Here is a 15,486-nt window from a genome sequence, read left to right as displayed (position 1 = left end):
CGAGAAACGCCATAAACCGATAGGGGAGACATCCCCGTCCTACTATGGGGATTCCCCCCAATTTGGTTCAGATAGCCAAGTTTTAGAGGACTAACTTTCAAGAGTAATCCTCTCAAGCCTCTATCTTTTCTTTATTATTCCCAATAGCAGACTAAAACCGTGTCCAGCCTTTCTTCTTCCAATCTCAATCTATCGTTGTCAGCCTACGACTATCAATTGCCGTCTGAGCAGATTGCCCAAAATCCGGCTGTGCCCAGGGATAGCTCTCGCTTGCTGGTCGTGGGTGCTTTTTCCCATATTCAACACGAGATTTTCCAGGCTTTGCCCGAACAGCTAAAACCTAACGATCTGCTAGTGCTGAATAATACGCGGGTGATTCCTGCCAGACTGTATGGGAATAAGGTTGGAGGCAGCAAGGTTGAGGTTCTGTTGCTAGAAGAATTGCATCCCGATCGCTGGTTAGCATTGGTTAAACCCGGAAAGCGCTTAAAGTCGGGCGCTTGGATTAAATTTGGATCGCCCGAGGTAAGTTTGAAAGCTCAAGTTGTGGAGGTTGATGAGGCAACAGGAGGGCGCATTCTCCAATTTGAGTTGCTTTCAGAACGATCGCTAGTTGCCGTTCTGGCTGAGTTGGGAAGCGTCCCTTTGCCGCCGTATATCACTCAATCTCAAGCAGCGCCAGAGCAGTATCAAACGGTGTATGGCGATCGCCCTGGGTCTGCGGCGGCTCCGACCGCAGGCTTACACTTTACCCCTGAGCTTCTAGCCCGTCTCGAAGCCCAAGGAATCTCTCAAGCCTTCGTGACACTTCATGTAGGCGTTGGCACCTTTCGCCCTGTCGAAGCCGAGAATATTACTGAGCATCAGATGCACGCAGAGTGGGTAGAAGTCCCCCCCCAAACTGTAGAGATGGTTCAGCGAACAAAGGCTCAAGGCGGACGAGTAATTGCAGTTGGTACTACGGCAGCGCGATCGCTGGAAGGCGCATCGCAGGGGGGAATACTTGCGCCCTATTGTGGTAAGACCGAACTGTTTATTTACCCTGGTTACCAGTGGCGAACGGTAGACGGGCTAATTACCAATTTTCATTTGCCCAAGTCGAGTTTGCTGATGTTGGTAAGTGCTTTGGTGGGGCGGCAACGACTGATGGATTTGTACGAGATGGCGATCGCTGAGCAATATCGGTTTTATTCCTTTGGTGATGCCATGCTAATTTTGCCAGAGGCTCGGAGTGAAATTGCGTCTCCATGAAATCCTCACATCATGGGTATATATTGGACGGTATTGAAAGAAGAAATTGTTTTTGAGGAGCTTACTCATGATTCGTATTAGTCAATTGCTTGCCTTAGGTACGGTTGGTCTGTTGTCATTAGCAGGCTGTTCTAACCCTGACCAAGCCAGCAACCCTTCTGTGGTGGATTCGTCTCAGCAAGCTTCAACTGATGCGGCAAAAGATGCAGCTGGCGCGGCGAACACTGCTGCTGATGCGGCAAAAGATGCGGCTGGTGCTGCGAACGATACAGCCCAGAACACAGCGACTTCTGGCACGGTTGCCATGGGCGCAGGCGAACTCATGTCTGTGGTCACTAATACTGAGACTGCTGTTGAAGCGGGCGACTTTGCTAAAGCTAAGGAAGAGTTTGCTAAGTTTGGCGATTCTTGGTCAAAGGTTGGAGAAGGGATTAAAACCGCTTCATCGGATGGCTACACTGCGATCGAAACTAACGTAGGAAACGTTAATACAGCTTTAGGCGAAGCCCAACCTGATAAAACTAAGGTGATGGATGCCCTAACTGCACTGAGCACCAGCATTGCTAGTGTTGCAAAGCCCTAACAATGGACTTTAGGTAAAGATAAAGCCTGGAGAATATCTGTATTCCCCAGGCTTTTTACTGATGAAATTTTTACTAATAAAAACTCATAAAAAACCCCAGGCAATTTGCCTGGGGAATTAAAAGTTCCTGAAAATCGTCACTGGTTGCATCATGGCAAGAGAACGCAAATTGCACAAGAGGTGTGACACCCATCATTGACATGAAAATGACGTAGAAATGTAGTTTGTTGAATGCCGTAGATGATGGATGTTACGGGTTTCTAAGGAACGAGGGGATGAATTCCAGCTTGATCTAAAATCTGGGGAATGAGGTCTTCTCGTTTGACTGCCATCAAATGTACGCCCTGGCAAAGCTGTCGGGCAATCTTGACTTGCTCAGCAGCGATCGCCACTCCCTCTTGTAATGGGTGAGAAGATTTTTCTAGGCGATCGACAATTTCCGGCGAAATCTCAATTCCTGGCACATTGCGGTTAATGAATTGAGCATTTTTAGCAGACTTTAGTAGAAATATTCCCGCCAGCACTGGCTTGTTGCAACCACTCGCAATCTGGGTCATGAATTTGTCTAGCCGATCGAAATCACAAATTAGCTGACTCTGAAAAAACTGTGCTCCTGCTTCTACTTTGCGTTCAAACCGACTTTTCAACCCTGACCAACTGCCACACTGGGGGTCAACGGCTGCACCCGAAAATAATGCAGTTGCCCCATCTGTTAAAGGCTTATCATTGGCATCTATTCCCTGATTCAGTTTGTCAATTAGCCGCAGCAGCCGCACTGCTTCTAGATCAAAAACTCCTTTAGCATCAGGATGATCTCCGGCTTTAACCGGATCGCCAGTTAACGCCAAAATATTATTAATGCCCAATGCCTGGGCTCCTAGTAAGTCTGCCTGGAGAGCAATGCGGTTGCGATCGCGGCAAGCCAATTGACAAATTGACTCAATGCCCTGCTGCTGCAACAGCACTGCCGCTGCTAACGACGACATCCGCATGACTGCTCGGCTACCATCTGTAATATTGACCCCATGCACCCTCCCCTTCAGCAGATTTGCCATCTCAATCATGTGAGCCGGGTTTGTGCCCTTGGGCGGCATTACTTCTGCTGTCACTAAAAAATCGCCAGAAAGGACAGCAGCGCGGAAGCTGCCGTGAGTTGATGAGGAGGATGGAGAAGAGTGCGGAAGGAGCATTGGCAAAGGGGGCGTTCAGGACTTCCAAATTTGGCTTATTTCTGATTAGTATGTCTTAGTTTACGACTGCTCCTGATAATTTATGAAGGATTCCTAAAGTAGAGATTTTCTGCTGTAGACTCTCTCAGTCAGATTTTTGGTATCGTTTTCTCAAGATCTCTGGTATTTGAAAAGTTTTCTAGTTTTACTACCCCTTCATCAACCCCATCCGTAATTTCCTATGAAACACTGCGATTTGCATCAGCTTTTACCAGAACAGGTTTCCCACAATCCTGCTATTCAGAAAAAGGTGATGTTGCGTCTAGGAGATTTGCCGCATCTGACTAATTTTTCTCAAGCGCGCTTTGCTCCTGGACAAGTTGCTGCGGCGCACGCTCATGCTGATATGTGCGAAGTGTTTTTTGTAGAATCTGGAACAGGTGTGATTCAGGTTGATGGTCAAAGCTATCCCCTGAGTGCTGGGGTTTGCGTCGCCGTAGAAACAGGAGAAGTGCATGAGGTTCAAAACAATGGCGTGGAGGAACTGGTCTTGACCTATTTTGGGTTAAGGTCTTTGGGTTAAAGTCAAATCCCGCCTGATTGTCCTAGCTCCAGTCCTGCTACAACCGCAAAGATTAGGAATAGTGCGCCACCCAGGGTGGTGATGGTGCGTTCTGAGATGCGACCACAGACGAAACGACCGCACATCACAGCGATCGCTGCACAAATGGCATGACCCAAAATTGATCCTAGCGTGACCCCAAGCGGATTATTAGCCGCTGCCAGAGCAATGGTCGCAAACTGAGTGCGATCGCCCCATTCGGCTAAAAAGATGAGACTAAACGCCTCGCCGACAATGACCCAAGTCCCTCTGCCCCAAAATCCTCTGACCCCAGCACCTCGGTGGAATGATTTTTTAGAAAGCTTAGCTTCTGCTTTTTCTACAGCCTCAGCCGCTTCTTTCTGCTCTTCCAAATTCGGTTGATGGGTCATTTGAGTCGCATCATAAAGCAACTTCAGCCCAAAGGCGATGAACAATATCACCTCAGCCCCTCGCACATAGACCTTGGGAAAGTGGGAAACGGCTTGTCCCATTAAGACTGAAATGATAGTCATGGTCGTTAAGGCTGCGATCGCTCCAACCAAAACCCAGCGCCGTGGGTGGCGCATTGCCAAAATAGCGGTTATAAAAAAAGTTTTGTCGCCTAACTCAGAAAATCCAACCAGTAAAAGCCCTTTGGTAAAGGACTCAAACATCTGACTTTTAAGTAGCCCCGCATCTAATATCCCTAATTCGAACATCCATCTAGCCTCTCAGAAAATCGTAGTGAATCTGAGTGAGCTTGATAGATTTTTGAGACAATCCACCAAGCTCACATCGTGAACTTAGTGAAAGTCTCGCTCCCAAACGCAAAATTTTGCTTTGTCGCCTCAGCCAGGTTCATCACCAGTATGTTGACTAAGACGGACTGGTGAGGCTATGCAAACCTGCTCCAGTAGCTACTCCCTTTCATTAGTCCTACAGCTTACTAGGTTGACTGTAGCCTGTCAAATTTTCTCTAACGAAAACTTCCTAAGGCGCAGGTTTTGCCAGCACACCATTTAAGAAAATATCTGCTAAGCTCTCCGCCATTTCCTGCATTTCATGAGGTGCGGAGCCAGTCGGCATGATGGAGTCTTGGCTAAACCCAGCGACTGTGAACATGCCTAGAAACACTTGGGCGACCATCCGAGGATTCATTCGGCGGTAAATGCCTTGATCCATTGCTGTTTCAAAGAAGGCTTCGGCGACATCGGTCATTTTAACAATGACATCGGTTTGAATACGCTGTTGCAAGTCAGGATGACATTGCGCCTCAATGAAGCACACGCGCAGAAGGTCGGCGTTTTCATGGAGGTTCATCATTCGGCGACGCATGACTTGAGCGATCGCCTTGTAGCTGCCCATTTCGCTTAGCTCAGTCAACAAGTCGGTTAAAATCTCGATCCAACCTTGAGTTGCGACTTCTATCAAAATGGCTTTCTTATTTTCAAAATATCGAAACAGCGTTCCTTCTGCAACCCCTGCTGCTTGGGCTAGTTCGCGGGTTGTGGTGCCCTCAAACCCTCGCCGCGCAAAGAGTCGCTGCGCTGCCTTAAGGATTCGAGTTTGAGTTTCTGCCTCGGTTGGGGGTGTCGTCCGAAACGTGCGCATAACCGGAACTCCACAGGTAACTTATTTAGAGATAGTACTGGCAATGCCGGAGTGGTGAGGAGTTGAGGTGAAAAAATTTATAAATGGGGTTATCCTTCTGTGAGTAAGTTCTGGGCAACGCTTGTGGTTGGGTTGAGAATAATGGGCTGATGAGGTTGGCTTGCCATGAGGTGTTCGACTGCTGCAACATCTAGAGGTAAAGAAAAGAGGAAGCCTTGGGCATAGTCGCACTGAAGCGATCGCAACTGGGCTAACTGTTTCATTGTTTCTACGCCTTCTGCCACGACCTCCATACCCAAATTCCACGCCAGGGTAATAATGGTACGGGCGATCGCAAGCTGCTCACCATCGACATCAACTTTACTAACGAAGGAGCGATCGACTTTAAGCGTGTCAATGGGAAATCGATGCAGATAATTTAATGACGAATAGCCTGTCCCAAAATCATCGATCGCCAACAGCGTTCCCAGGGTTTTAAGCTGACTTAAAGTTGTCACTGCTGATTCAGCATTTTCCATCAAAATACTTTCAGTAATTTCTAGTTTGAGGTAATGGGGCGGTAGCTGAGTTTCTTCCAAAATTTGGCTAATTTGATCGACTAAATGGGGGCTAAATTGCTTGCTCGACAAATTTACATTCACAATTAAGGATTGGGCGCTCAGGAACTGTTCGTGCCAGCGCTGCATTTGACGACAAGATTCTTGCAGTACCCACCAGCCCATAGGGGTAATTAATCCCGTTTCCTCAGCGACTGGGACAAACTCACCTGGAGAAATCATGCCGCGCTGAGGATGTGCCCACCGAATGAGTGCCTCGAAGCCAGTTACTTGGCATGTTCTAAGAGAAACAATGGGCTGATAGTGAAGTCGTAGCTCGTGGCGCTCGATCGCCCGTCGCAGATCGGTTTCAATTTGCAGTAGCGCTACGGCTTTGCTATGCATTCCGGGTTGAAAAATAGCGTACCGCGCTCTACCGTGGGCTTTGGCGCGATACATGGCAATATCGGCATCGCGGAGTAAATCATCAGGGCGATCGTAACCGACGCTGCTGAAGGCAATGCCAACACTAGCAGCACTAAAAACCTCATGCCCATCCAGGTTGAATGGCAGCAACAGTTCTTCTTGCAGGCGATCGGCAACCCGGGTGGCGCTATCCCGGTCTTTCACATCTGCTAACAAAATCACAAACTCATCGCCTCCAAGCCGTGCAATGGTGTCTGTGGGACGAAGACAGTTGGAAATGCGATGAGAGATAGCAATTAAAAGCTGATCGCCAATCATATGCCCTAAGCTGTCGTTGATAACCTTGAAGCGATCGAGGTCAATGAACAGAACTGCAAACAGGTAATCGCTGTGGCGTTTTGTTAGCTGTAAAGCTTGCCGAAGGCGTTCCATTAGAAAGATTCGGTTCGGTAAGCCTGTTAAGGTATCATGTAATGCTTCGTAAACTAGCTTCTCTTCAGCGTGTTTCCAGGTGGTAATGTCGGTCTGAGAACCTGCTATCCGAAGGGCTTTCCCGTCTTCATTCCAAATTGCTGAGCCACGGCTCAGCATCCAGCGGTATTCTCCCTTTTGGTGCCGCATTCGATGTTGGCATTCAAACTGGGCAACTTGCTGCTCTAAATGGGCGGTCATTTCGTGTTTGACCCAGTGCAAGTCATCGGGGTGGACGCGATCGAACCATTCTTCAGGGCGATCGCTCAATCCATCCACCGAATAGCCCAGCATTGTCTTCCAGCGATGGGAAAAGAACACTTGATTAGTTTGCAAATTCCAGTCCCACACTCCATCATTTGCGCCTTGTGCCGCTAGCGCATATCGCTCTTCGCTTTGCCGGACTTGCTGTAGTTCCTCTTTTAACTGCAATAGCTCTACAGTATTAGTTAGAAGCATGTCAAATAAGGGGTGGTTCATGGATTCCCGGTATGCCCTACAAAAAAAATTCTTAAGTCAAGTCTGTTGTGCCCTTTAAGTGGCTGATAACATCTGTAAAAAGACATCTGTAAAAAACCCAAAATTCACCCAAATTCTACTAGAAACCTTCAACAATGTAATTCTGCTGTCTATTGTGTTTGCCATTAGAATTCCCGCAACTTCTCAAGTTCTCGCAGTTTCCCGGCGTTGGGGGAAACTCTAGGTTTTTGGCTACCTACTATTTCGTATAAAATAATACGAGTATACTTTGAGAGTTGTCGGTAAACACTGAATAAATCTTGTAAAACAGATGCATGAGTTTTAGAAAAAGGGGGCGATCGCGTCATGCCAATAATCGACCCTGAACCCCTAGACTAGGAAGTTGTAGCAAAGGGCGATGGCAATCATGACACAACTACTGGCAGGAGACATTGGTGGCACCAAAACGATTTTGCGATGGGTCGATGCCTATTCTAAAGCAGAGGGAACGACGCTGAAAACGCTGTACGAAGCTCGGTATATGAGCGCAGAGTTTGCAGATTTAGCCATCATGGTGCGGCAGTTTCTCGTCGAAGCCACCCAACAGGTCGGAGAGGTACCTGCTCCTGAAAAGGCTTGCTTTGCGATCGCGGGGCCTGTTGTCAACAACACTTCATCGGTTACTAATCTGTCTTGGTTTTTGGAAGCTAAGCAGTTAGAAAAAGATTTGGCGATCGCTCATGTGAATTTAATCAATGACTTTGCTGCTGTGGGCTATGGCGTTGGGGGGCTGGAATCTTCCGATTTGCGAACGCTTCAAATTGCCGAGTCTCAGCCTCATGCTCCGATCGCTATTTTGGGGGCTGGAACAGGCTTGGGCGAGTGCTTCTTGATTCGCCAGGATCAGCAATACCAAGTTTTTGCTTCAGAAGGAGGACATGCAGACTTTGCGCCTCGTTCAGAGCTAGAGTTCCAGCTTTTGAAGTATCTGCGGGAGAAGCATCAAATTACTCGTATTTCAGTAGAGCGAGTAGTATCGGGGCAGGGAATTGTGGCAATTTACCAGTTCCTGCGCGATCGCCAGTCTGCCGTTGAGTCGCCCCAAGTGGCGGAAGCTATTCGGACTTGGGAACACGAGGCGGGCATTAGCGAAAAGTCGGTTGACCCGGCAGCTGTGATTGCGATCGCTGCTGGACAAGATTATCTGTGTGAACGGACAATGCAGCTTTTTGCCGAAGCTTATGGTGCGGAAGCTGGAAACCTGGCACTGAAGCTTTTACCCTATGGCGGCTTGTACATTGCCGGGGGCATTGCAACTAAAAACTTATCCCTGCTTGAGTCGGGTGGATTTATGAGAGCAATGACTGATAAAGGAAGAATGCGACCCCTAATGGAGCAAATTCCAGTTCACGTTATTCTTAACCCGCATGTTGGGTTAATTGGCGCTGCCCTGTACGCTAATTTCTTTTAAAAAAGAACCCCGACTTTTTATAAGTCGGGGTTCTAGATTATTGGCAGAGTTAGTTGGATTAGACGGCTACTGCTTCTACAGACTTGACTTGTGCCAAAAGTTGATGAAGTTCAGTGCCTTCAATGACCTCTTTATCCAACAGCTTGGTCGAAATGGTTTCTAACAAGTCGCGGTTCAGCTTAAGGATTTCTAAGGCATGATCGTGGGCTGATTCTACGATGCCTTTGACTTCCTGGTCGATCGCCTCTGCTGTCTGAGGGCTGACCATGCGGCGAGGATTGGGGCCTTCATTGCCCAGATACATGTTTTGTTGCCCTTGCTGATATGCCAGAGGCCCTAGCACCTTGCTCATACCATAGGTGGTCACCATGCGTTCTGCTAGGTCGGTTGCGCGTTGCAGGTCATTGGATGCACCCGTAGTAATGCTTCCAAAAATAATTTCTTCTGCCGATCGCCCCCCTAACAGCGTCGCAATTTGTCCTTGCAATTCGTCTTCACTCATTAAAAAGCGATCCTCTGTGGGCAATTGCAGCGTGTAACCTAGCGCCGCCATCCCGCGAGGCACAATCGAGATTTTCTCAACTTTGCCACTGCCTGTCATCAGGGAGCCGACTAAAGCGTGCCCTACTTCGTGATAAGCAACAATCTTTTTCTCTTTTTCGTTGAGGACTCGGCTCTTCTTTTCTAACCCCGCTACAACCCGCTCGATGGCTTCAGCAAAATCTTCTTGTGCTACGGCTAATCGTTTGTTGCGAGCGGCAAGCAATGCGGCTTCATTAACCAGGTTTGCCAGGTCTGCTCCGGCAAAACCTGGGGTCCGAGTGGCGATCGCCTTAAGGTCAATATCTGCACCCAGCTTCACCTTTCTAGAATGAATCTCAAGAATGGCTAGACGACCGGAAAGATCAGGGCGATCGACTAGGACTTGGCGATCGAATCGACCTGGACGCAGAAGCGCAGGATCAAGGGTTTCTGGACGGTTGGTAGCTGCTAGGACAATGACGGTTGCTCCGGTTGCCGCAAACCCATCCATCTCAGTTAACAACTGGTTGAGGGTTTGCTCCCGCTCATCGTTGCCTCCATAAAAACCGTTAGAAGCCCGAGACTTCCCGATCGCATCTAGCTCATCAATAAAGATAATGCAAGGAGCCTGCTTCTTTGCTTGGTCAAACAGATCACGTACCCGTGAGGAGCCAACGCCCACAAACATTTCTACAAATTCTGAACCCGAAATACTAAAGAATGGCACACCTGCTTCACCTGCCACTGCCTTAGCTAGCAGCGTTTTTCCAGTTCCTGGAGGTCCAACGAGCAACACGCCCTTTGGAATTCGCGCCCCAATTTCTGTAAATCTTAGCGGTTCCTTCAAGAAATCCACGACTTCGACAAGTTCTGTCTTCGCTTCTTCAACACCTGCAACGTCGGTAAAAGTTACCTTTCCCGAATCTCCCTCAACATAGACTTTGGCTTTGCTTTTACCAATCGATAAAACGCCCTGCTGTCCACCACTGCGCCCTAAAAACAGTTGCCAAATAGCTACAAAAATCAGGGGCGGTATTACCCAACTCAAGACGCTGCCTAACCAGCCATTCTTAGGCGGCGGCGTAGCGGCAAATTCTACCCCTTTTTCTTCTAAAAGTTTAGGCAACTCTAGGTCAAAAATTGGGGTCGTCGCATAAACTAGCCCAGGCTCCTCATTTTCGCCCTTCATCTGGTATCGAATTTCGTTCTGACCCACCGAAACTCCCTGAACCTGTCCGTCTTGGACTTCATGAATAAACAAGCTGTAGGGAACTCTTGGAATCGGTGTACCTAGCAAGTTGGGCAAAAACAAGTTTGCCAACAGGAACAAACCAGAAAGTAGCAATAGAATGCTACCAATTTGGCGTGAACGGGGGGGCTGGGGCTGGTCTTTAATCGCCATAGATTCAACGTCCCTTTCTTAAGTTTTATGTACTTATCGTAATTTGTTTGGCGATTTCACAGTAGCAAAAGGAGGGCGGAAAACCCTACCCTGACCTAAGTTCTTACTATTGGAGTAGCTCATTTTGAGGAGAGTTGAGGTAGTCCACCAATAGCCCACTGATGATTAAGAACTTTAGAGGCTTAGGCAGTTTCCATCCAATCAAAAGCACGTTCTAGTTGCTCAAGGGTAATCAGTCCGTACTGCCACAGAACAACAGGCAGCAAGTTGGAGCCCTGCTCATTAAGGTGGCGTAATGCTAGCGCGATCGCCGCGGCTGGCACTGCTAGTTCTTCTTTTAGAAAGTGGATGAGTCGAGCTTGTGCTGTAGATTGTCCCTCCATAGTTGTCACCTCTTTTTTAGTCGAATGTAATAAGAAGACTGCGATCGGATTAGATGTACGTGCGTGAATGTTTAAAATACAGCACTTATGTAAAGCAATGTAAAGCAATTTCAGTATTATTGAGGGCATTATAACGAAGAAATTGCACTTGTTAGCATTTTTTTAAGAATTCTCGATTAGTGACTTCCGCCCTTACGGCTTAAGGATTCCAGGATTCTCAAAGTTCTTTTGGTTGGGCTGTGAATGATTCTATCCACAGATTCACTGTTGACAACTCTTTCTCCGGACAGAGCTAAAAATGAGAAACCCTTTGAGATTTCTGAGAATCCTGAGAGGTTGTCTGAGAAGTTTAGGTTGCTATCCAATCCGCCCCCTAAATCCCCCATTTTGGGGGACTTTGAAGAAGGAGTGGCTCAGAAGTCCCCCAAAATGGGGGATTTGGGGGCGAGTGTAAGAATCTTCGATACTTCTCAGACATCCTCTGATGCTTCCTTTTACTTCACTAGCCTGTACTTAATAATCTGCACTTATTAAGTTCACGAGTTGTTATCAAGACAAGAGTATGACGTTGCCACTTCATTTTGAGGTTTGTCCATAAAACTTAGATGGCTGGGCGACATGCATTCTCTGGCGGAACTCGATACTATAGGCTTACTTGTTTTACGCTGCAAATTAACCATGCCAGAAGAAACCACTTCCCAAACTCCAGAATCTTCCACCTCAGTAACTGAAGAAGCGACTGCTAAAACTGCTCAAGTGACGGCTGAAGAAAAGCCTGCTAAAGCAGTCGGTGGAGAAAAGCCTGCTAAAGCTCCTAAGAAGGAAAAGCCCCCTGCTTTGGAAGCTAAGCCTTTTGACGAGTTTATTAATCAGGATTATTTGCCTGCTTTGAAGCAAACTTTGCCGAAAATGGGGCTAGCGAATGTTGATTTGAAGTTTGAGAAGAAGCGGATGCCTGTAACAGGTGAGGGGGATTGCTGGCAGGTAATCGGCACCTGGTTGGGAGGAAAACGCCAGTTTGTAATTATTTTCTCTAAAGAAGATATTCAAGCACCTAAATTTTATTGTTGTGCGGACAATGGTGCTAAGCCGAGCCTGCTGGAGTCTTTTATGATCGATGAGCGCAAGGTTTCATTGGATTTGCTGTTGCTCTACACAATGCAGCGGTTAAATGGTGAAAAGTGGCTGTTGAGGAATTAGTATCTTGACGTTCCCAACCTATCGTTTGGAAGAGATGGGTTGGGAACGAAGGCGCTCTAAAGATTCAGTTAGCCACGATCGCCAAGGTAAGATCTTGCTGGATCTTTTCCATGTTTTCTAGCCTTGCTTTGCCCGTCGTCAGAAAGCGATAGGTTTCCTGGTAGAGGGTTTGCCAGAAGCGGTTGCTCATGCCTTGGCTGACTTCTGTTGGATCTACCATTGGGTGCGGTACGAGGTCGGAGGCGCGGTAGAGGAAGGATTGATGCCCTTTGGCAGTACCGCCGATCGCTTGAAAAAAGTCTTGGTTGGTTTGAATGTCAGCAGCGTCCTCGTTTTCGGTGAGCACCATGAAGGTGGGGGTGTTGCTAAGTTTTGCGGCGTTTTTGATGACAGATTTGCCGAAGCGGGCAGCAGCAGTCAGTGCGCCAACGGGGAAGCAGAGGTTGGGATCCCAGCCAAGTTCTTTGATGTCAAGAGGGCCCGCCAGGTTAACGTATTGGCGACGGTCTTCGCCATAGATTTCGAGGAGGGGGGCGTAGGCGATCGCTTTTTTGATGCGGTCGGGGCGATCGGCGGCGAGACCAAGAGCAACGGCTCCCCCGACAGAAAGCCCGAGGGTGTAGATATCTCCGGGCATAGCATCTAGCTCTTGAAGGCGATCGCGGGCATCGCTGAGATAGTTCATGTGACTAGAGACGAAGTATTTTTGGAAGGTCGTATCATTGTCGCCTTGGGTAGTAGCGATAATTTCTTCGAGGCGAGGATCGAGTTCTTTAAGTTTTGCCATCAGGGCGAGGCGCTGGGTATAGCCGGGGCGCGTAAAGTTTTCGGAGGTAGAGAGGTTGGCGAGGTAAAGCTGGAGAACTGGGTCTTGGGCAACTTTGGCGCGGAGAGGGTCAGCAATTTCGGGTTTGAGGTCGACCTGACACCAATGTTCGCTGGGGGGTAGGTAAACGTGTCCGGCGATCGAGGGTTGATAGATGTTGTAACCGTTTTGAAAGAGGTATTCGGTCAATCGCCACATTTGATGGGGTTTGGCGCTGAATCCATGGAAAATCATGATGGTGCCAAGGATGGCTTCGCCGGGCGCATGAAGGCGGCAATAGGGGTATGCGCCGACGCGGCGATCGGGGTTAGCGTCGATGCGTTGAATGTAGGTGGCGATCGCTTGTTGGGTTTGTTGAATTTGAGCGGCACTGGGGGTGACGCGGGTAGGCGCTACGGTTGCTGTCATGAGAGTGGGTAATGTGTTGGGGTTAGTCAAACATAATAGGTCGTACTTTTTTGTTCTCTACCCCGTTAGGGTAATCTTTAAACTTCTTGAAGTGTTCTAAAAACCTTTAACTAGAGGTACTCTACCCGGAGTCAAATCAGGGATAACACAATGTTGGTTGATTTATTTAAGCGTAAACAAACCCATTTTGTTTTGTGGCGGGCGACAGGTGGGCAAGATGTTCCTAGTCTTCGCATTGGCGAGGTGGGCGGGGATTTTGAAGAAATTTCGCTGTGGCAGTTGCCTGAGTTTCCTGATCTGTGGGAAGTGGCGGCACTGGAGTGTGGGTTAATTGAGGGACGGGTTTACCACTACTGGTTCAAGGTGCGGAGCAGTTGTCCTTATGAGAATAGGAGAACAGTTTATTGCACGGATCCAGTGGCTTATGCGGTGAATCGGCAGGTGTTAAGTCCAGGGGGCAGTGAGCCTGCTAGTGTGATTTTATATCGCGGCGGGCTATTGGTGGCTTGTGATCCGCAGGGGCAGGTTAAGGAAGAAAGGGAGAATACAGAGACGGATCACTTGCCTGCTAATAATCGGCTGGTGATATATGAGTTGCCAGTTCGGTGGACAAAAGTGGGGCAAGAGGCGATCGGGGTAGGGACTTTTCGGGATGTGCGATCGCTGTTATCGGGTTCTGCTGCTCATTTGGTGCAATTGGGCATTAATGCGTTGGAATTGTTGCCACCTGCGGATAGCGATGATCAGTCGGAGTGGGGATATGGGACAGCTAACTTTTTTGCAGCGGACTTTGATTTAGGTCTTTCACAATCGGAAAATCAGAAAGAACCCACGCTGGCGGCTTCTACAGATTTAATGGATGTAATAGACGATTGTCGGCAGCAGGGGATTCGCTTTTTTTTAGATGTGGTCATGGCGTTTGCGCGGAATAATGCTTTGCGTCATGTCAATTTTGCTGACTTTTTTGTGCAGTGGAAGATTTGGGGCTGGCGTGATCCTGAGCAGGGCGATCGCGATGGGTTTGGGGGGGATTTGTTTAAGTTTAATCATTGGGTGGAGGGTTACCATCCTATAACTGGAAAGCGCGATCGATTTGTACCGGCTTGTGAATACCTGAAACTTTACTTAATTCACTGGATGAACTACTACAGCGTGAATGGATTACGTCTCGATAGTGTGAACAATATTGGGAACTACGATTTTGTTCAAGAGTTTAAGGATTTGGCACGGCAGGTTTGGCTGGAAAAGGGTGGAGCGGCGGATCAGTTTTTGGCAGTGGGAGAAGATCTGAGTATGCCTTTGGCTTTGGTGCATCAGAATCGGTTAGATGGTTTGTGGAATGAGCATTTTAAGCAAATTTTGCGGCGGGTGATTTTAGGTAAATCGGTGGATGGGGAAAGCTTTGAAGAAAGTGTGCGGAAGTTGATTGATTGTCGATTGTTAGGGTTTAGAGATGGAACTCAGGCAATTAATTATCTAACTTCTCATGATGTCGGAGGATATGGAAATGAACGGCTTTATAACTATTTGACCAGTAATGGTATTGCTAATTCTGAGGAGAGAATTAAGCTGGCGTTTGTTTGTTTAATGACGGCTGTGGGCATCCCGATGATTTTTGCCGGGGAGGAGTTTGCGGATCAGCATGATTTGAGCTTGAGCGATTCTAAGCAGGTTGATCCGGTTAATTATGGGCGCATGGATGAAGCGTGGCGGCGGCGGGTATTTGAGTATGTGGCGCGGCTGACTCGGTTTCGGACGGCTGCGGATGCTTTAGCGGTTAATGATGTGGTGTTTATTCATGTAGATTTTGAGGCGGGGAAACGGGTGTTGGTTTGGCGGCGGGGGGATGGGGAAATGATGGTGGTGGTGGTGGCTAATTTCTCGGATTATGGAACGCCGAATGGGCTGGGAGCAGAGTATGTGATTCCTAATTTTCCTGATACGCCGTTTCAAAAACGCTGGAAAGAAATTACGCAGGATCGGGTGGTGGCTGAGGAATGGGTGGGGCGAGAGCCGATTTTTCCTTGGGAAGCAAAAGTGTATGGGTTGATTTGAGCCTTTGTAGCAGATGGAACAAGGCTGAGGAAGACGACATGATAAAGTTCTGTGTCGTTCTGCTCAATTTTGTTAAAAGAAGTGCGTAAAATCTCTTGCTTTTTGATAGAGCAGTGACAATATCGAAAGA

13 protein-coding genes are annotated in these 15,486 nt (G+C 48.0%); 6 read left to right on the top strand and 7 right to left on the bottom strand.

Annotation, left to right across the window (positions count from 1 at the left end):
* Positions 1-159 precede the first annotated feature (159 nt).
* Together queA and KME11_11805 are read left to right on the top strand one after the other, a co-directional pair.
* Positions 160-1,251: a tRNA preQ1(34) S-adenosylmethionine ribosyltransferase-isomerase QueA gene (gene queA, locus KME11_11810; protein ID MBW4515898.1), complete on the top strand. Its 1,092-nt coding sequence runs from the start codon at positions 160-162 to the stop codon at positions 1,249-1,251.
* Between the two features lie 67 nt (positions 1,252-1,318).
* Positions 1,319-1,834 carry a hypothetical protein gene (locus tag KME11_11805; GenBank protein MBW4515897.1) on the top strand — a complete coding sequence of 172 codons (516 nt, stop codon included), beginning with the start codon at positions 1,319-1,321 and terminating at the stop codon, positions 1,832-1,834.
* 260 nt (positions 1,835-2,094) lie between these two features.
* On the opposite strand, the gene KME11_11800 is transcribed toward KME11_11805, so the two are convergent.
* Positions 2,095-3,024 carry a methylenetetrahydrofolate reductase gene (locus KME11_11800; protein MBW4515896.1) on the bottom strand — a complete coding sequence of 310 codons (930 nt, stop codon included), beginning with the start codon at positions 3,022-3,024 and terminating at the stop codon, positions 2,095-2,097.
* Between the two features lie 220 nt (positions 3,025-3,244).
* Between KME11_11800 and KME11_11795 the strand changes: the two genes are divergently transcribed.
* Entirely contained in the window at positions 3,245-3,586 is a 342-nt protein-coding gene (locus tag KME11_11795) for a cupin domain-containing protein (GenBank protein MBW4515895.1), read from the top strand.
* Between the two features lie 2 nt (positions 3,587-3,588).
* Here KME11_11795 and KME11_11790 read toward each other — a convergent pair whose 3' ends face one another.
* The 3 genes from KME11_11790 to KME11_11780 form a co-directional block, all read right to left on the bottom strand.
* Positions 3,589-4,260, bottom strand: a complete 672-nt coding sequence (locus tag KME11_11790) for a TMEM165/GDT1 family protein (GenBank protein ID MBW4515894.1) — start codon at positions 4,258-4,260, stop codon at positions 3,589-3,591.
* A 316-nt stretch (positions 4,261-4,576) separates the two neighbouring features.
* The gene (locus KME11_11785) at positions 4,577-5,197 is read right to left on the bottom strand and encodes a TetR/AcrR family transcriptional regulator (GenBank protein MBW4515893.1); all 621 of its coding nucleotides are present in this window, start codon (positions 5,195-5,197) and stop codon (positions 4,577-4,579) included.
* Positions 5,198-5,286: 89 nt separating this feature from the next.
* On the bottom strand, positions 5,287-7,089 hold the full coding sequence (locus tag KME11_11780; GenBank protein ID MBW4515892.1) for an EAL domain-containing protein: 1,803 nt from the start codon (positions 7,087-7,089) through the stop codon (positions 5,287-5,289).
* Positions 7,090-7,516: 427 nt separating this feature from the next.
* Between KME11_11780 and KME11_11775 the strand changes: the two genes are divergently transcribed.
* The gene (locus KME11_11775) at positions 7,517-8,560 is read left to right on the top strand and encodes a glucokinase (GenBank protein MBW4515891.1); all 1,044 of its coding nucleotides are present in this window, start codon (positions 7,517-7,519) and stop codon (positions 8,558-8,560) included.
* Between the two features lie 58 nt (positions 8,561-8,618).
* On the opposite strand, the gene ftsH4 is transcribed toward KME11_11775, so the two are convergent.
* Together ftsH4 and KME11_11765 are read right to left on the bottom strand one after the other, a co-directional pair.
* Positions 8,619-10,484, bottom strand: a complete 1,866-nt coding sequence (gene ftsH4 / locus KME11_11770; protein MBW4515890.1) for an ATP-dependent zinc metalloprotease FtsH4 — start codon at positions 10,482-10,484, stop codon at positions 8,619-8,621.
* Between the two features lie 182 nt (positions 10,485-10,666).
* Positions 10,667-10,867 carry a DUF2949 domain-containing protein gene (locus KME11_11765; protein MBW4515889.1) on the bottom strand — a complete coding sequence of 67 codons (201 nt, stop codon included), beginning with the start codon at positions 10,865-10,867 and terminating at the stop codon, positions 10,667-10,669.
* 678 nt (positions 10,868-11,545) lie between these two features.
* On the opposite strand from KME11_11765, the gene KME11_11760 reads away from it, so the two are divergent.
* Positions 11,546-12,067: a DUF2996 domain-containing protein gene (locus KME11_11760; protein MBW4515888.1), complete on the top strand. Its 522-nt coding sequence runs from the start codon at positions 11,546-11,548 to the stop codon at positions 12,065-12,067.
* A 64-nt stretch (positions 12,068-12,131) separates the two neighbouring features.
* Here the strand turns inward: KME11_11760 and KME11_11755 are convergent, their stop codons facing one another.
* Positions 12,132-13,301: a lysophospholipase gene (locus KME11_11755; GenBank protein ID MBW4515887.1), complete on the bottom strand. Its 1,170-nt coding sequence runs from the start codon at positions 13,299-13,301 to the stop codon at positions 12,132-12,134.
* 150 nt (positions 13,302-13,451) lie between these two features.
* On the opposite strand from KME11_11755, the gene KME11_11750 reads away from it, so the two are divergent.
* Complete coding sequence (locus KME11_11750) at positions 13,452-15,356, top strand: hypothetical protein (GenBank protein ID MBW4515886.1); 1,905 nt, start codon at positions 13,452-13,454, stop codon at positions 15,354-15,356.
* Positions 15,357-15,486 lie beyond the last annotated feature (130 nt).

The sequence above is a fragment of the Timaviella obliquedivisa GSE-PSE-MK23-08B genome (assembly GCA_019358855.1).
Taxonomy (GTDB): Bacteria; Cyanobacteriota; Cyanobacteriia; order Elainellales; family Elainellaceae; genus Timaviella; species Timaviella obliquedivisa.
Note: the sequence above shows the minus strand (reverse complement) of the source record. Positions and strands in the feature narration are given on the sequence as shown.

Coding starts and splice junctions, on each gene's coding strand:
- ftsH4 (MBW4515890.1), bottom strand. CDS start 10,484: ATGGCGATTAAAGACCAGCCCCAGCCCCCCCGTTCACGCCAAATTGGT.
- KME11_11765 (MBW4515889.1), bottom strand. CDS start 10,867: ATGGAGGGACAATCTACAGCACAAGCTCGACTCATCCACTTTCTAAAA.
- KME11_11780 (MBW4515892.1), bottom strand. CDS start 7,089: ATGCTTCTAACTAATACTGTAGAGCTATTGCAGTTAAAAGAGGAACTA.
- KME11_11800 (MBW4515896.1), bottom strand. CDS start 3,024: ATGCTCCTTCCGCACTCTTCTCCATCCTCCTCATCAACTCACGGCAGC.
- KME11_11805 (MBW4515897.1), top strand. CDS start 1,319: ATGATTCGTATTAGTCAATTGCTTGCCTTAGGTACGGTTGGTCTGTTG.
- KME11_11790 (MBW4515894.1), bottom strand. CDS start 4,260: ATGTTTGAGTCCTTTACCAAAGGGCTTTTACTGGTTGGATTTTCTGAG.
- KME11_11750 (MBW4515886.1), top strand. CDS start 13,452: ATGTTGGTTGATTTATTTAAGCGTAAACAAACCCATTTTGTTTTGTGG.
- KME11_11755 (MBW4515887.1), bottom strand. CDS start 13,301: ATGACAGCAACCGTAGCGCCTACCCGCGTCACCCCCAGTGCCGCTCAA.
- KME11_11760 (MBW4515888.1), top strand. CDS start 11,546: ATGCCAGAAGAAACCACTTCCCAAACTCCAGAATCTTCCACCTCAGTA.
- KME11_11795 (MBW4515895.1), top strand. CDS start 3,245: ATGAAACACTGCGATTTGCATCAGCTTTTACCAGAACAGGTTTCCCAC.
- KME11_11785 (MBW4515893.1), bottom strand. CDS start 5,197: ATGCGCACGTTTCGGACGACACCCCCAACCGAGGCAGAAACTCAAACT.
- KME11_11775 (MBW4515891.1), top strand. CDS start 7,517: ATGACACAACTACTGGCAGGAGACATTGGTGGCACCAAAACGATTTTG.